General features: G+C 66.3%; 12 protein-coding genes. 5 read left to right on the top strand and 7 right to left on the bottom strand.

Features of this window, described 5'->3' with window-relative positions:
- Positions 1-430: 430 nt before the first annotated feature.
- The 4 genes from ACWKSV_RS02850 to ACWKSV_RS02835 all read right to left on the bottom strand — a co-directional run bounded on the left by ACWKSV_RS02850 (position 431) and on the right by ACWKSV_RS02835 (position 7,026).
- Positions 431-2,815 carry a glycoside hydrolase family 31 protein gene (locus ACWKSV_RS02850; protein WP_076715780.1) on the bottom strand — a complete coding sequence of 795 codons (2,385 nt, stop codon included), beginning with the start codon at positions 2,813-2,815 and terminating at the stop codon, positions 431-433.
- On the bottom strand, positions 2,812-4,083 hold the full coding sequence (locus tag ACWKSV_RS02845; protein ID WP_056433011.1) for an MFS transporter: 1,272 nt from the start codon (positions 4,081-4,083) through the stop codon (positions 2,812-2,814). Before ACWKSV_RS02845 ends, ACWKSV_RS02850 begins: the two co-directional genes overlap by 4 nt.
- Before the next feature lie 115 nt (positions 4,084-4,198).
- A complete protein-coding gene (locus ACWKSV_RS02840; protein ID WP_076715778.1) occupies positions 4,199-5,788 on the bottom strand; it encodes a glycoside hydrolase family 43 protein in 1,590 nt (529 codons plus the stop codon).
- On the bottom strand, positions 5,785-7,026 hold the full coding sequence (locus tag ACWKSV_RS02835; RefSeq protein ID WP_156884242.1) for an MFS transporter: 1,242 nt from the start codon (positions 7,024-7,026) through the stop codon (positions 5,785-5,787). The genes ACWKSV_RS02840 and ACWKSV_RS02835 overlap by 4 nt, the downstream gene beginning before the upstream one ends.
- Before the next feature lie 113 nt (positions 7,027-7,139).
- Here ACWKSV_RS02835 and ACWKSV_RS02830 point away from each other — a divergent pair, with 113 nt between their 5' ends.
- On the top strand, positions 7,140-8,180 hold the full coding sequence (locus ACWKSV_RS02830) for a LacI family DNA-binding transcriptional regulator (protein ID WP_076715777.1): 1,041 nt from the start codon (positions 7,140-7,142) through the stop codon (positions 8,178-8,180).
- Positions 8,181-8,388: 208 nt separating this feature from the next.
- Here the strand turns inward: ACWKSV_RS02830 and ACWKSV_RS02825 are convergent, their stop codons facing one another.
- From ACWKSV_RS02825 to ACWKSV_RS02815, 3 genes are all read right to left on the bottom strand, one after another.
- Positions 8,389-9,375, bottom strand: coding sequence for a glycoside hydrolase family 43 protein (locus ACWKSV_RS02825; protein WP_076715775.1), 987 nt, complete (start codon positions 9,373-9,375; stop codon positions 8,389-8,391).
- Between the two features lie 14 nt (positions 9,376-9,389).
- Positions 9,390-12,380, bottom strand: a complete 2,991-nt coding sequence (locus ACWKSV_RS02820) for a TonB-dependent receptor plug domain-containing protein (RefSeq protein WP_156884241.1) — start codon at positions 12,378-12,380, stop codon at positions 9,390-9,392.
- 314 nt (positions 12,381-12,694) lie between these two features.
- Entirely contained in the window at positions 12,695-13,162 is a 468-nt protein-coding gene (locus tag ACWKSV_RS02815) for a Fur family transcriptional regulator (RefSeq protein WP_056432966.1), read from the bottom strand.
- 112 nt (positions 13,163-13,274) lie between these two features.
- Here ACWKSV_RS02815 and ACWKSV_RS02810 point away from each other — a divergent pair, with 112 nt between their 5' ends.
- The 4 genes from ACWKSV_RS02810 (at position 13,275) to ACWKSV_RS02795 (ending at position 16,544) form a co-directional block, all read left to right on the top strand.
- On the top strand, positions 13,275-14,330 hold the full coding sequence (locus tag ACWKSV_RS02810) for a COX15/CtaA family protein (RefSeq protein ID WP_237243315.1): 1,056 nt from the start codon (positions 13,275-13,277) through the stop codon (positions 14,328-14,330).
- A gap of 122 nt (positions 14,331-14,452) precedes the next feature.
- Complete coding sequence (gene rplM / locus ACWKSV_RS02805) at positions 14,453-14,932, top strand: 50S ribosomal protein L13 (protein ID WP_042488064.1); 480 nt, start codon at positions 14,453-14,455, stop codon at positions 14,930-14,932.
- On the top strand, positions 14,932-15,474 hold the full coding sequence (rpsI, locus tag ACWKSV_RS02800) for a 30S ribosomal protein S9 (RefSeq protein ID WP_061778995.1): 543 nt from the start codon (positions 14,932-14,934) through the stop codon (positions 15,472-15,474). Before rplM ends, rpsI begins: the two co-directional genes overlap by 1 nt.
- A 179-nt stretch (positions 15,475-15,653) precedes the next feature.
- Positions 15,654-16,544, top strand: a complete 891-nt coding sequence (locus ACWKSV_RS02795; RefSeq protein ID WP_056432963.1) for a DMT family transporter — start codon at positions 15,654-15,656, stop codon at positions 16,542-16,544.
- The last annotated feature ends 156 nt before the right edge of the window (positions 16,545-16,700 follow it).

Raw genomic sequence — 16,700 nt, 5'->3', positions numbered from 1 at the left:
CAACCAAACATACCGAATGGCCTTACCAATGCAATGCTGTTGTTAGACCTGCGTTGGATTTGTCGGCACGGGAGCGCAAGCGATGGGAAGAATTGCAAACGTGTGCGACATTTGCGCACCACTGGCCAGCGCCAGATACGCAAAAGCGTCCGGCCAGGGCCGGACGCCTCTCGAACCATTCGGCATTTGTATTCCCTCTCCCCTCTCCGAGGGGAGAGGGGAGAGGGTTGCGCAGACTTGGCCTTTGCGACAGCAAAGGCTTAGTCGAAGCTGGGTGAGGGGTGCTGCGCTCGCGTAGGCGAGCGCGCGAGCCGGTGGCTCGCTCAACCCCTCACCCAAGCTACGCTAGCCAGCACGCTGGCAAGCTCCGCTATCCCTCTCCCCTATCCAGGGGAGAGGGATAAAGGGGGAGCATCAATGTCAATCCGTATCAAATGGTCAGGTGAAGGCCGCGCCGTCCGTCCTGTTCGACCGGCATAGCATCCGCGCCCTCGACGATCAGGATCCGACCGTCGCCCGGCGGCAGCAGCAGGGTCGTGCCGCCCTCCCCTTCCCCGTCGCGCGACAGGGTGACGACGACCCGCTCCGCATCGGCCTGGCCGGTCAGATGCCAGCGCGTGACCGGGCCATGGCCGTCGCCGCTATCGTCCATGCCGGTCCAGCGGATGGCCCCGGTCGAGGGCGGGAAGAGCCACAGCCCACGGTGATAGGGCTCGGGCCGCCAGCCGCCCCGGGCGAGATCGACCAGCATCGCCGACCCGCCCCGCGCGAACAGCGGCGGCGGGCCATCGAGCGGTGCCGCGACATCGGCCGTCACGCCACCGGCAAAACGCTCGCCGGTCCAGACATGGACCCATTCCGCCCCGCTCAGCAGTTGGACGAAGCGGCGCTCCGCCCCTTCGTCCATCACCGGCGCGGCAAGGACGTCCGGTCCCAGCATATGCTCATCGCGTTCGCCCCAGCTCGCCGGGTCCTGCGGGAAGTCGGCCCAGAGCGGTCGGACCATCGGCTCGTAATCGGCGTGATAGCGATGCAGCAGGTCATAGAAGAACGGGATCAGCGTCTGCCGCAACGCCATCAGGCGGTGCATCGCGGGCAGCACCTCCGGGTACATCCAGGGCTCGTTGACCGTACGGTCGTCGTTCCAGCTATGGATGCTGAACCGGGGCATCAGCACCCCCGCCTGTACCCAGCGGATCAGCAGCTCGGGCGACGGCGCGGGGCCGGAAAAGCCGCCCACGTCATGCCCGCTGTTCGACACGCCCGACAGCGCGAGGCCGATCGACTGGCGCGCATTGTAGCGGATCGTCTTCCACGCGGTCCGGTTATCCCCCGACCAGGTCTGCGCATAGCGATGCAGCCCCGCCATGCCCGAGCGGGTGACGACATAGGGCCGGGTATCGGGGCGCGCGGCGACCTGCGCCTGACGTGAGGCGCGCGTCATCAGGATCGGCTGGACCGGGCGCATCTCCGACGCCGGGCGGGGCTGACCGAAACCGCCGACCATCGCACGGGCGTCCCACAGCTCATATTCGTTATTGTCGTTCCACGTCGCTTCCATGCCATGGTCGAGCAGCGCCGACGTCACCTGATCGCGCCACCACGCCGCCGCCTGAGGCTTGGTCATGTCGATATAGCTGCCGACCTCGTCCCAGAATTGCGCCTCGACCGGCTGACCGTCCGCGTCCGCGACGAACAGTCCGGCGGCCGCCACCTCGTCATAACGCGGGTGGCTGCGCAGCAGGGCGGGCTTGATATTAGGGACCAGCCGGACACCCGCCTCGGCATAGGAGGCGATGAAGGCGGCGGGATCGGGAAACTTGTCGCGGTTCCAGTGAAAGACGTACCGCTTGTCGCCGATCGAGGTGTAGCCCGACGACAGGTGGAAGGAGGTGCAGCCCAGATCGTGCCGCTCGCACAACGCCAGAAAACCCGCCATCTGCGCCGCCGCATCGGGCGCATCGGTATAGGTCATGGTCGAGCCCGAATAGCCCAATGACCAGCGCGGCATCAGCGCCGGACGGCCGGTCAGCCAGGTAAAGCGCCGCGTCACCGCCAGCGGGTCCGGCCCGGCGATAATCCAGCGATCGACGTCTCCTGCGTCCGCCACGACATGACGGTACAGGCCGTGATAATTGTCGAGTTCCTGCCCCAGGTCGAAGGTGACGTCGGCGACCGTGTCGTAAAATTCGCCGTGGCACCGCCCCTCGGCATCGGCGACCAGCAGATAGGGGATCGACTTGTAGAGCGGATCGCTCGTCTCGGCATCGAAACCCATCGGGTCGACATTGGTCAGCCGAAAGCGCCGTCCGGCCCGGTCGGTGTCGCCGGTGCGGTCGCCCAGCCCAAAAAAGCGCTCGCCCGGCGTCCGCGCGGCATAATGATGCGCGCGGCCGTCCCACCAGCCAAAGTCATAGGCCTGGGTCGGCCGGTCCTGCGTGATGACGTGCCAGCCCTCGCCCGCCCGCTGCTCCCAGCACCCGTGCAGACCATCGAGGGTCAGGGTGACGCGAAGCCGCTCGGTCGCGACGATCAGGATGCCCTCCGCTTCCTCGCAGGTGAAGTCGGGGCAGGCGAAGCCGGACACGTCCATCCGGTCGCGTCCCGGCTCGGCGATATCCTCGGCCCCCGGCGCGATGGCCCAGCTCGGCGGGCTGGTCACGCGCCCCTCGGCCAGCAACAGCAGGCGCATCACGTCCTCCTCCAGCACGAAGAGATGCGCGACCGCGCCGGTATCGGCGGTCAGGGTCAGAAATCCGCGCGAACGTCCGGTGACGGCAAAGCGCGGCGGCTGGGAAAGGGTGGCGCGCCTCATCGGCCGGGCTCCTGGGTCACGGGGTTGGTGGCGAACGGCGTCAGCCGCCGGATGAAGATGATGAGCACCGCGGCCCCGATCAGGTCGAACACCGCGAGCACGGCAAAGAGCGGCGCATAGCCGACCGTATCGGCCAGTTGCCCGATCAGCAGCGAGAAGAGCAGCCCGCCGATCCAGCCCGCCTGGCCGATAAAGCCATTGGCCGTGCCGACTTCAGCGGGCGCGAACACGTCGGCGGACAAGGTGTTGATCAGGCCGGAGATCATCTGATGCGCAAAGCCGCCGATGCAAAACAGGGCGATCGCGGTATAGGGGCTGGCGGCCAACCCGATACACCCCGGCGCGATCATCAGCACCGCGCCCAGCGCCACGCCCGCCACGCGCGACGGGATCAGCGTGACGCCACGCTTCATCAGCCAGGGCGACAGATAGCCGCCCAGGATGCCGCCGACATCCGCCGCCAGGAAGGGCAGCCAGGCGAACAGCGCGATCTGCTTCAGGTCCATGCCGCGCTCGCTGGCGAGGTAGAGTGGAATCCAGAAACTGAAGGTCTGCCAGGCGGGTTCGGCCAGGAAACGCGGCACCGCGATCACCCAGAAGCGAGACGTGCGCAGGATATCCTTCGCCTTGGCGCGCTGGACCGGTCCCTTGGGCTTTTCGACCGCGATCATCGCCTTTTCCTCGGGCGTGATCGCGGGGTGGTCGTCGGGCGAGCGATAGAAGACGTACCAGGCGGCGGCCCAGAAGATGCCGACGCCGCCGGTGACGAGGAACGCGGTGCGCCAGTCGGCCCAGAGCGCGACCGCCACCACCACCGGCGGCGCAATCAGCGCGCCGAGCGAGGTACCGGCGTTGAACCAGCCGACCGCCACCGAGCGTTCTCGCGCCGGGAACCACTCGGCCACCGCCTTGATACCCGAGGGGATGGCGGCGGACTCGAACAGGCCCAATATGCCGCGATAGATGGCCAGGCTGACCCAGCCGATCGCCAGCGCATGCATCATGTTCGCCGCCGACCAGGCCAGGCCGAAGAGCGCGAACCCGGCGCGCAGGCCGAAGCGGTCGATGAATGCCCCCGCCACCGGTTGCATGATCGTATAGGCGAGCTGGAACGCGCCGACGACATAGCTGTATTGCTGCGTCGACATGTGAAGCGCGGACTTCAGCTCGGGCGCGAGGACGCCCAGGCTGTTGCGCGCCAGATAATTGGCGATCGTCCCCGCGCAGATCAGCGCAACGATCCACCAGCGCAGATTGCGTACCCGCAAGCCCGTCACTCCCCTAGCCTCTCCGTACGCATCGCGGCGCCGGTGTCTGGAGCAAGCTTAACCGCTGGAAAGCGGCCTGTCCATATTGGTCTGGCCAATCATTCCAGCGATCCGATCAATCATCGCCAAGCCGCTCGACATAATGGAAATATCGGAAGTCGGCGGGGTGGCCCGAACCGCTCATGTCCTGACAGGCCATGCCGACAAAGGCGCCGGTAAAATTGGGCAAACCCGCCAGCGTCGCCTCGTCGGAGAGGATGGAGGCGTCGAAATCCTGGGGCAGCCAAGTCCATTCCGCCGCCCCCGCCGCCCGGAAGGCGAAGCGCAACGCCTCAAGATCGACCACCGCCCGCAATTCGACCGGGCCTGCGGGAGCCGGGACGGCGGGGCCCATCAGGCTTTGTCCCTCGCCGTTCGGCTGGACCGACAGGACCTGGACGAGCTTCTCGCCTGCATCCCCTGCCGTGATCTGGAGAAAATGATATTTGGTGCTGTTGTAATAGGCGACGATCCCGGCCGCCTGCTGGAAATGCTCCGGCTCGTAATCGACGAGCGTTCGCACGTCATAGCAAAAGGCGGTCTGGCGGCGGGCGACCAACGCCTGTTCGAAATGGCTGCCGATCGTCTCGCGCCCGAACAGTCGCAAATGGCCCGGACGTTCGGTCAGGCTGAAGATATGTTCCGGTTCAGGCGTGCGCAGCCATTGGAAGGCAGCGGGCAGCGCCGAGCCGTCGAACAAATCCCGCGCCTCTGCCGGTGCAGGGTTCGTGGCCATGGGCGTTGGCTCGGCGCAGCGCAGCCAGCCGTCCGCACCCCACTCCATACGCTGGATCGCCGTCTCGCGGCCTAGCACGCAGCGGTTGCTGACGGGCAACGGGCGGCCGCACAGATAGGCCATCCACGTCTCGCCCTCCGGTGTCTCGACCAGATCGCCATGACCGGTGCGTTGCAGCGGTGCGTCGGGCGTGTCGCGCGCGGTCAGGACCGGGCCGTCGGGATGCACCTCATAGGGCCCGAACAGATCCCGCGAACGCGCCATCGTCACGGCATGACCGCGCTCGGTCCCGCCCTCGGCCACCAACAGGTGATACCAGCCGTCGCGCTGGTAGAGATGCGGCCCCTCGGTAAAGCCCAGCGGCGTGCCGTCGAAGATGCGGCGACGCTCGCCGAGCAGGCGACCGGTGTCCATGTCCATCTGCTGGATCACGATCCCGGCAAAGCGCTTGCGGTCGGGCCGGTGGTCCCAAAGCATGTTGAGCAGCCAGCTGCGCCCGTCATCGTCATGGAACAGCGCGGGGTCGAAGCCGCTGCTGTTGAGATAGACGGCATCCGTCCACGCGCCGTCGATCCGGTCGCACGACACCCAGTAATTGTGGAAGTCGCGAAGCGATGCGCCCTTGGCGCCGTCGACGGTGGTGCGGCCATAGCGCTTCACATCGGTGAAGATCAGGTGGAACCGCCCATTGGCGTAACTGAGATCGGGTGCCCAGACCCCACAGGAATCCGGATTGCCCCGCATGTCGAGCTGGCTCGCCCGGTTCAGCGGCCGGGCGACCAGCGTCCAGTTCACCAGATCGCGGCTATGGTGGATCTGGACGCCCGGATACCATTCGAAGGTCGAGGTCGCGATATAGTAATCCTCGCCGACGCGCACGATCGAGGGGTCGGGGTTGAAGCCCGGCAGGATGGGATTGTTCGGGGTCATGCGGGTTTGCGCACCAAGGTCCAGAGGAGAGCCGCGCCCGCCAGATCGAGCAGGCCGAGCAGGATGAAGAAGGGCTGATAGCCGACCTGATCGACCAGCGATCCGAGGGTCAGGGTGAAGATCAGGACGCCCAGATTGGCCGCCGTCCCCGACACGCCGGTCGCGGTCGCCACCTGATCCTGCGGGAACAGGTCGGAGCATAGCGTGATGACGGTGACCGACAGCGTTTGGTGCGCGAAACCGCCCAGGCACAGCAGCGCGACGGCGGCGACAGGGCTGTTGACGCTGCCGACGAACATCATGCCCGTCATCAGCACCGCGCCCAGCGTAAAGGCCCCGCGTCGCGCGTCGATCAGGTTGACGCCGCGCCGTTGCAGGAAGGCGACGACGGCCGGGCCGAACAGGCACCCCAGATCGGCGGCCAGAAAGGGCAGCCAGGCGAACAGCGCGATCTGGGTCAGGTCGAAATGCCGCGCCTGGACGAGGTAGAGCGGCATCCATAGCGACAACATGCCCCAGACCGGATCGGCCAGGAACCGCGCCGCCGCGATCGCCCAGAGGTTGCGACGACGCAGCAGCTCGCCCAGCGGCGGACGGCGGCGCTGCTTGACGAGCGCGGCTTCCTGTCCTTCGACGATCAACGTCCGCTCGCGCGCCGACAGCGCCCGGTGCCGCGCGGGCGGCGCGTACCAGAACAGCCAGGCCAGTACCCAGAGCAGCCCCAGCCCGCCTGCCACGAAGAACGCCGCACGCCAGCTATGGTGGAAGACCGCCCAGGCGACGAGCGGCGGCGCGAAGACCGCACCGAACGACGCCCCGATCTGGTAGATGCCGCCCGCCACGCCGCGCTCGCCCGCCGGAAACCATTCGGCGACGACCTTCATGCCCGCGGGCTGCGCCGATCCCTCGACCAGCCCGAGCGCGCCGCGAAGCCCCGCAAAGCCCAGCCAGCCATTGGCGAAGCCATGGCCGATGGTGATGCACGACCAGACCGCGACGAACAGGGTAAAGCCGATCTTCAGCCCGATCAGGTCGAGCAGATAGCCCGCCACCGGCTGGAACATGATGCCGAACTGAAAGGCGCCGGTGATCCAGCTATATTGCTCCGAACTGATATGCTGCTCGGCCATGATCGCGGGCGCGGCGACGCCCAGGATGCTGCGCGTCAGATAGTTGATGACCATCGCGCCCACGAACAGCGCGATGATCGTCCAGCGAATATAGGGAAAACCCTTCACATGCGGTCCTTCGGCCTATTCGGCATATGTCGTTCCCATTGACCTGATGCGGCCTGCCGGGGCACGGCGGTGGCCGAGCATCGGCATAGCGTGAAGCCCGATGACGGGACAGGATGACCTTGACCAAGACCCGAAAGCGCCCGCGCGGCGTGACCATCATCGACGTGGCCAAGGAGGCCGGCGTCTCGCCCATGACCGTCTCGCGCGTCATCAACGGCGATGCGGGCGTGCGCGACGAGGTGCGCGTCCATGTCCGCGAGGTCATCAAGCGGCTGAACTACACGCCCAATCTGATGGCGCGCAGCCTGGTCACGTCGAGCGAGATCCGCATCGGCGTCATCTATTCCAACCCCAGCGCCGCGTTCATGAGCGAGCTGCTGGTCGGTGTGTTCGAGGAAGCCTCGACCCGCGCGGCGCAATTGTTCCTGCTGAAGGGCGAACAGGGCCGCCCGCCCGCGCGCGAGGCGATCGAGGGGCTGATCGAGCAGCGGATCGCGGGCGTCATCCTGGCGCCGCCGCTGGGCGAATCCGACTTCGTGCGCGACATCATCCGCGAGGCGGGGTTGCCCATGGCGGTCATCGGCGGCGTCGCGCCCGATGCCGTGTCCGTGTGGATCGACAATGCCCGCGCCGCCTATGACATGACCCGCCACCTGATCGGCCTGGGCCATCGCCGCATCGGCTTCGTCCATGGCAATCCCGGCCAGTCGGCCAGTATCGAGCGCCTGGCGGGCTTTCGCCGCGCGGTCGAGGAGGAAGGCGGGTTGGAAACGCGGGTCGTCCAGGGCGACTATAGCTACGCCTCGGGCCTGACGGCGGGCGAGGCGCTGCTCGGCGGCGAAAGTCCGCCCACCGCGATCTTCGCCAGCAACGACGACATGGCCGCCGCGATCGTCTCGGTCGCGCATCGGCGGCATCTGGACGTGCCGGGCGACCTGACCGTGGTGGGTTTCGACGACAGCACCGCCGCAACGACGCTCTGGCCACCGCTGACGACCATCCACCAGCCGGTCCGCGCGCTGGCGACCGAAGCGCTGCAAAGGCTGATCCAGGAAATTCGCGGTGGGGTTCCGGCACCGAACGGCCAGCCGCGCATCACGGTGCTGGAACATCAACTGATCGAACGCGACTCCACCGCCCCTCCACGTTCGTAAAACTGCCGCTCCACCCCTCCCCTCCAGGGGAGGGCCCGGGGGTGGGGCGTATCCCCGGGCGCGGCGTTCGTGGCGAGGCCCCACCCCAACCCCTCCCCCGAAGGAGAGGGGCTCGCATCGATCAAAGGCATTATCCGACCATTCCGAACGCGTGGCGACTGGGCCCCAGCCTTTGCCGGGGTGGAGCAGGAGAGGTACGTTCACCCCCCTACCGCGCCGACGCTGTCACACCGGCGTCGGTCTGCACCACCGGCTTCATCGTCCCGTCGGGATTGTAGTAAAGCCGCTCGACCGTCACCGCGCGGCGTCCGATCGCGCCGCTCTGGTCGCCGATGGCGAGGGTCGCATTGTGCAGGAACAGGTAGGACTTGCCCTTGAACTCGGCGATGCCCGGATGGATGGTGAAGCTGTACTTGCCCGAGCCCGTCAGCAGCCCGCGATAGGTCCACGGCCCCTTCAGCGATGGCGCGGTGGCGTAGGAGATATGCTCGTCCCGCTGCGTCGTCCGGTCGAGCGAGGCATAGGTCAGGTAGTAGAGCTTGCCCCGCTTGTGCAGCCAGGGTCCCTCCTCGAAATGCGGCGGGGTGATCTCGGTGATCGGGCCGTCGATCTCGATCATGTTGGGCTTCAGCCTGGCGATATAGCATTGCCGGTTGCCCCAGGCGATCCAGGTCGTGCCGTCGTCGTCGGTCAGCACGGTCGGGTCGATATCCTCCCAGCTGTGCGTGCCCTTCGGCGTCATCTCGTTGGTGATCAGCGCCGAACCCTTGGCGTCGACGAACGGACCGGTCGGCGCGTCGGACACGGCGACGGCGATCGCCTTGCCCGGGTGGCTGTTGTCATGCTCGACCGCGGCGTAGAACCAGTATTTGCCGTTCTTGCGGACCACCTGGCTGGCCCAAGCGTCCTTCTTGGCCCATTTGAAATCCTTCACGTTCATGATGGGCCCGTGCGGCGTCCAGCTCTTCATGTCGGTGGTGGAGTAGACCAGCCATTCCTTCATGTTGAACATCTCGTCGCGCTGCGCTTCGTCATGCCCGACATAGAGGTACAGCCGATCCCCCACGACCAGCGGCGCGGGGTCCGCCGTGAATCTGTCGCGGATGATCGGGTTGCTCCCCGGCCGGTCGGCCGCCAGCGCAGCCCCCGACGCGGCCAGCAGCAGAAGGGACGCGATCGTCCGCGACATCGTCATCGTCTGGGTTCCCGTCAGAAGTTGAAGCGCACGCCCGCGCGGTACACCCGCCCGAGAACGTCGTAGAGCGCCGGGTTGACGAAATAGGGCGAACGGGCGGGATCGCGATTGAACACATTGTCGACCTTGAAATAGGCCGTCACCGCCTTGGTCACATTATAGGTGCCGCCCACGTCGAAATAGAAGGCGCCGGGGATGAAGTTGTTGTCGATCGTCGGCCGGTTCGCGGTCGAGGCGGGGCAGCCGGTGGTACATTCGATATATTGATTGCCGAGCTTGCCGTCGCTGAACCAGCGTTCCTGCAGCAGCAGCGACCAGTCATCGGTGGCATAGGTCTGCACCGCCAGCCACTTCCACTTCGGCGTGTTGCCGATGTTCACGCCCGCCGTGTCGTTCGGGATCGTGTTCGGCAGGCCGGTGTCGGTGATGAAGCGGCGGATATTGGTCGCCAGCGCGCGCAGCGTCAGGCTACCCGGCAGGCCCAGCGGATTGCGCCAGCGATAGCTTGCCTCGATATCGAAGCCGTCGGTCAGGATCGACGCCAGGTTGAACGACTGGACGTTAATGAAGTTCGGGCCGTTGGGGTTGTTCAGATTGAACACGCCGCAGGTCTCCGGCGCGATGTTCAGATAGCACAGGTTGACGATGTCCTGCGCGCCCAGGCTGGAGATGACGTCGGTGATCTTGATCTTGTAATAGTCGACCGACAGGTTGAGCCCCGGGATCGCCTGCGAGTTAGAGAAAGCGATGCCCAGCGTGGTGTTGCGCGCGATTTCGGGCGTCAGATTGACGTTGCCGATGGTGTTCTGGAGCGCCAGCACATTGACGTTGCGGAAGGGATCGAAGAAGCCCGGCAGCGTCGTGGTGACGGGCGCGGCGAACAGCTCCGACAGGTTGGGTGCGCGGACATCGCGCGAGGTCACGCCACGGATGCGCAGGCCATCGACCGGCAGGTCCCAGGTGCCGCCGATCTTCCACGCCCAGACCGTGCCCGAGGTGCTGTAGTCGGTGACGCGCACCGCGCCGTTGATGTTGGCGCGGCCACCGGCATCCGAATTGATGATCGGCAGGTCGGCTTCGACGAACGCTTCCTTGACGCTATAGGCGCCGCTGCCGTTCTTGTAATTGCCCGCATACCAGTTGTTGCCGTCCGCCAGCAGCGCCGGGTCGGCGGGGTAGTTGGCGTTGGCGGGCGTGTTGGCAAAGCCCGCGCCGTACGGATCGGCGCGCACGCGGTAGAATTCGTGGCGGAACTCGCCGCCGAACGCGACCGACACCGGCCCGGCCCAGGACGAGAAGGGCGAGCCCGAGAAGTTCAGGCTGATGACGTCCTGCGTCTGGCGGGTCCGCTGATACGGGCCATATTGCGGCATGATATAGCTGATCGCCGCCGCCGATGGGTTGCCGCCGAAGATATTGAGCGGCTGGCACCCATTGGCGCGCGCAGTTGCATCGGCGCAGACGATCGCGCCGTTCAGCGTGGTCGCATTGATCGCCTGGTTGAAGCGGCGGGACAGCATGATGTTGCTGACATCGACATCGGTATAGTTGGTGCCGTGCTCGAAATACATGTCGTAGGACCAGTCGGACCCGGCGACGCTCTCACGCCCCTTGGCCCCCGCGACGAAGCGGAACTGACGACGATCGGTATAGACCTGGGTGTTGCCCAGCGCCGCGTTGCTGGTGCCGTACTGGAAATTGGTGATGCCCGCCGTGGCGCACTGCGCCTTGACCAGCGCGGGGACGTAGGGGTTGGCGCACTGGATGGTCAGGTTCGGGCGGTTCTGTCCACCGACCGGCTGGTTGTTGGTCTTCACCTGGCCGATGTTGATCGTACCATAGATTTCGCCATTGGGGGCGAAGTCATAACCGATGCGGCCATAGCTGTTGACGCGCTGGATCTTCGACTGAAGCGAGCGTCCGGCATCGACATTGCCCGACAGGTCGCCGCCCTGGCAGAAGCCGGGCAGACAGCCGCGGACATTGCCCGCCGCGTCGCGCGCGGGCACGCCGTTCGAGCCGTACTGGAACTGGAACGGGTTGCCCGACTGGTCGAAGGCGATGCCCTGAAGCGGCCCGGCGGTGATCAGGCCGTATTTGGTGTAGTTGTAGGACTGGGCATAGTCGCGGAACAGATATTGCGGCGACCCGTCGTTCAGGACGTTGCGGTTGATCAGCGTCGACTGACGGAACCAGTCGCGGCCATTCGCCAGGTTGATGCCGAAGTCGCCGCCGCCGACGCCGTCCTCATGGGCATATTCGGTGCTGGCGATCACATGCACCGTGTCGTTGAGCAAGCTGGTGCCGCCCGCCAACTGGATCAGCACCTGCTGATCGTCGCCATAGGTGGTGACGCCGCCCTGGATATTGCCCTTGATCCCCTTGAACCGGGTATCGGTGATGAAGTTGACCACGCCGCCGACCGCGTCCGAGCCATAGGAGGCCGAGGCACCGCCATTGACCACATCGACCCGCTTGATCAGCAGCTGCGGGAACAGGCTGATATCGGGAACGCCGGTCACGTTCGCGCCGACGACACGCTGGCCGTCGAGCAGGGTCAGCGTGCGGATCGCGCCGACGCCTCGCAGCGAGAAGGAGCTGAGGCCCTGCTGGCCGCTCGACGTGCTGAAGGTGTTCGTCGCGGTGCCGGTCGACCCCTGGAGCGAGGGCAGCTGGGCGACCGTGGTGAAGACGTTGGGCTGGGCGTTGGCGGCGATCTGCTCCTCGCCGATCACCGTGGTCGGGGTCGGTGCGGTAAAGCCGCCGGTGGTGATACGCGATCCGGTCACGATGATGTCGCGGGTTGCACCTTCGTCGACCTGTTCGGCCGGAGGCGCGGGGGTCTGAACGGTTGCCGGATCGGATGAAGCGTCCTGCGCTGCCTGGTTCGGCGGAACCTGCGCCCAGGCCGGCGTGGCCATCATGCCGCCCGCCAGAACCATCAGGCTGGCCGCGCCCAAGGCGTGACGGCGCAGCCGCCGGGTATGCGTTCCCGTCTTCATCATGATCCTCATCCCTTTTGATTCTGTTTTATCTGGTAACGTTACCAGCATTCATTTCCTGTTTTTGCGTTCGTGTCAATGTTGCAAAATGATACGTGCGTTAGGCAGGGGCGCGTGAAGCCGCAGGCGGAGAAGCTTTCCCGCCCGGACAATATTGGAAAGTGGCAACGCGCGAACCGCTGGGAAATTCCTCCCCTGCAAGGGGAGGTGGCAGGGCGAAGCCCTGACGGAGGGGTGTCACCCTCTCGATAGCGGGACACCCCTGCACCATGCTGGGCATGGTCCCCCTCCCCTCACAGGGGAGGAAAAGAAGGGGTTCAATCCTTGGGACAGTCCGCGCAGCGACCGCGCACCTCGATCACCGGACGCTCGGGGCGAAACCCTGCGCCGACGGCGGCATCACGGACCGCGCCGGTCAGGCGGTCGTCGTCGATATGCGTGATCTGTCCGCACTTGTCGCAGACCAGGAAGATGCAGTCGTGCAGGCAGTCGGGATGCGCGTTGGCCACATAGGCATTGGCACTCTCCACCCGCCGGGCCAGGTTCGCGCCGACGAACAGGTCGAGGATGCGATAGACGCTGTTCGCCGCCACGCGCCGCCCCTGCGACTGCGACATCACATCGGCGATGTCATAGGCCGAGGCGGGCTTGTCGAACCCGGCCAGCGCCTCGAACACGCTGGCGCGCATCGCCGTCCACTGCTCCCCGGCGCGCTCCAAGGTAGCCTTGGCCGCGACGGAGAGATCGGCCCCCTGGGGCTCCTGATGGGTGTGAGCATGCGCCATGGAGGGGATTTAGGCGGTGCCGCCCCGGCGGGCAAGGTCCGGGCGGCGGGGTCCGGGCGGCGGGGCATTCGGTCCACTATCGCGGGCGCGCGCGAAACCCTATCATGGCGTCATGCTGCAACCGAGCCCCGCCTTCATGATTACCGCCCGCCCCCGCAGCCTGGCCCGCTGGCTGTTCGCGGTCGCCGGGCTGATCGTCGCCATGGTCGTGGTCGGCGGCATCACGCGCCTGACCAATAGCGGTCTGTCGATCACCGAGTGGAAACCAATCACCGGGATCGTGCCGCCCCTGACCGACGCGCAGTGGCAGGCCGAATTCGCCAATTACAAACGCATCCCCGAATATTGGACCTTCAACCGCGACATGACGCTGGCGGGGTTCAAGGCGATCTTCTTCTGGGAGTATCTCCACCGGGTGCTGGGCCGGGTGATCGGCATGGCCTTTGCCCTGCCCCTGATCTGGTTCTGGGCGCGCAAGGCCATCCCGGCGGGCTACAAGCCGCGGCTCGTCGCACTGTTGGCGCTGGGTGGATTGCAGGGGGCGATCGGCTGGTGGATGGTCGCCTCGGGCCTCGTCGAGCGGACCGATGTCAGCCATATCCGGCTGACCGTCCACCTGCTGACCGCCCTGTTCATCCTGGCGGGGATCGTATGGACGGCGCTCGACCTGATGGCGCTGCATCGCAACCGGCTGGCGGCCCCTGCCCGGCTGACACTGCTGGGCGCAGGCGCGGTGCTGACGCTGTTCGTCCAGCTGATGTTCGGGGCGCTGACCGCCGGGCTCGATGCAGGCTATGCCTTTTCCAGCTGGCCGCTGATGGGCGACGCGTGGTTCCCGGCGGGTACGCCGATGATGTCGCCCGCCATCGCCAACGTCTTCGACAACCCGGTCGTGGTGCAGTTCATCCATCGCTGGTTCGCCTTTGCCGCGGCGGGGCTGCTCGTCTGGATGGCCGCACGGGCGATCCGGCATGGCGCGCTTCGCGCCGGATGGCTGGTGATCGTGCTGGTCATCGTCCAGATCGGCCTCGGCATCGCGACCCTGCTGTCGGGCGTGCAGATCGACATCGCGGTCGCGCATCAGGCCAATGCCGCGCTCCTGCTGATCGCCGCGACCGCCGCCGCGCATCGCCTGGGCAGCCCCGGCCAAACCCATAAGGTATCATAATACCCGTCAGCAAAGCCCCACTTTGCTTGACATTTTGGGGCCTCTCCAGCATTGGACCCTCGTTCGCGCCGCCCGGGTTCACGGGCGGCGTGTTGCATTTCAAACCGAAAGGTCTCACGCCCATGAAGGCGCTCATGAAGACCACCAAGGCGGCCAAGCCGCACGAGGTGGAGAAGAAGTGGCATATCGTCGACGCCGACGGTCTGGTTGTCGGCCGTGCCGCCACCATCATCGCGAACATCCTGCGCGGCAAGCACAAGACGTCGTTCACCCCGCACGTCGATTGCGGTGACAATGTCATCGTCATCAACGCGGACAAGGTGCGCTTCACCGGCAACAAGCTGGGTCAGAAGGTGTACTACAAGCACACCGGTTATGCCGGTGGTATCAAGGGCATCACCGCCGCCAAGGTCCTGGAAGGCCGCTTCCCCGAGCGCGTCCTGGAAAAGGCCGTCGAGCGTATGATCCCGCGTGGCCCGCTGGGCCGTCAGCAGATGCGCAACCTGCGCATCTTCGCCGGCACCGAGCATCCGCACGCCGCTCAGAACCCCGAAGTCCTCGACATCGCGTCGATGAACCGCAAGAACAAGGTGGGCGCATAATGTCCGATAACCGCCAGTCGCTCGCCGATCTCGGCGCCACCCTGAACCAGCAGGCCGCTGCCGCTCCGGCGCAGACCGCCGCTGCCGGTGAAGCGCCTGCCGCTCCCGCCGAGCGCGTCAGCACCACCCCGCTGCGTCAGCAGGAACTGGACAAGTTCGGCCGCGCCTATGCGACCGGCCGTCGTAAGGACGCCGTCGCTCGCGTCTGGCTGAAGCCGGGTTCGGGCAAGATCACGATCAACGGTCGTGACCAGGAAGTGTATTTCGCACGTCCGACGCTGCGTCTCGTCATCAACCAGGTGTTCGGCATCACCGAGCGCGAAGGTCAGTATGACGTGATCTGCACCGTCAAGGGCGGCGGTCTGTCGGGCCAGGCCGGTGCGGTCAAGCACGGCATCAGCCAGGCGCTGACCAAGTTCGAGCCGGTTCTGCGCGCTCCGGTCAAGGCCGCTGGCTTCCTGACCCGCGACAGCCGTACCGTCGAGCGTAAGAAGTATGGCCGCGCCAAGGCGCGTCGCAGCTTCCAGTTCTCGAAGCGCTAAAATGCGGGCCGCCTTGGATGGCCGAAGCCATCCAAGGACAGGCCACGGCGGGCGGCAGGAACGGCAAAGCCGTTCATGTCCGACGGCGTGGCAGCACGAAGCACGAAGGAGCGGTCCGGCAACGGGCCGCTCTTTTCGTTTGGGGCGGACTTCATGCGCCCGACAGGACGAACGCACTTATGACGAACCCCTTGTGGATCCCCGCCACCATCGCCGCCGCGACTTTTCAGGTCGGTCGCAATGCCCTGCAACGCGGGGTCATGGCGTCCTCTGGTCCTTGGGGCGCGACGCTGGTGCGGTTCCTGTTCGGCCTGCCCTTCTCGATCCTGTTCGTAACGCTCGCCCATTTCGTCATGCCGGGGGCCGATCTCCACTGGAGCGGGGCATTCTGGCTGTCGGCCATCGTGGGTGCCGCGTCGCAGGTTCTGGCGACGGCCGCGCTGCTCGACGCGATGCAGCGGTCCGGCTTTGCGGTCGGCACCGCGCTTCAGCAAAGCTCGCTGCCGCTGGCCGCGCTGCTCGGCCTGATCGTCTATCATGATCGGATCAGTGGCGTGGCCTGGATCGGCGTCGCCATCACCACCGCCGGCCTCGTCGCCCTGTCCTGGCCGCCGCCCGAGCAACGCCGCGCCTCGCTGATCGGCGCAGCGATGGGACTGGCCTCGGGGCTGTTCTTCGGCTTTTCGCTCAATGCGTTTCGCCACGCCGCACTGGCGCTCGACCCCGTCCACCCGGTCTTTGCCGCGCTGGTCTGCGTCGCCGTCGTTCAGGCGATGCAGACGGTCGCGCTGGGCCTGATCCTCGCCTGGCGTGATCCGGCGACGCTGGTCGAGGTGGCGCGCCGCTGGCGGCCTTCGCTGGGCGCGGGGCTGTGCGGCGCCTGCGCTTCGGCGGGATGGTTCGTGGCACTCGCTTTGTCCCCCGCCGCGCCGGTTCGCGCACTGGGCATCATCGAGGCGCCCATCGCCGCCATGGCTGGGCACCGGCTGTTCCGCGAGCGATTGGGCGCGCGGCAAATCCTGTCGGGAGTCGCGATCATCGGCGGGGTCTTGCTGACGACGCTGTTCTGACCCGTGCGTTCCGGCAGCGATGTCATGGCGGCTTCATAGGGTAGCCATTTGCGCCGCCGCATGTTGATTCGATCAGGCTCGTGGAGGAAGGGACATGCAGGTTCGTCTCGCAACCCGTCATTGGCTGCTGGTCTTGGCGAGCTTGGCGCTACCGGC

It is taken from the genome of Sphingomonas sp. SphC10 (genome assembly GCF_057004845.1).
Note: the sequence above shows the minus strand (reverse complement) of the source record. Positions and strands in the feature narration are given on the sequence as shown.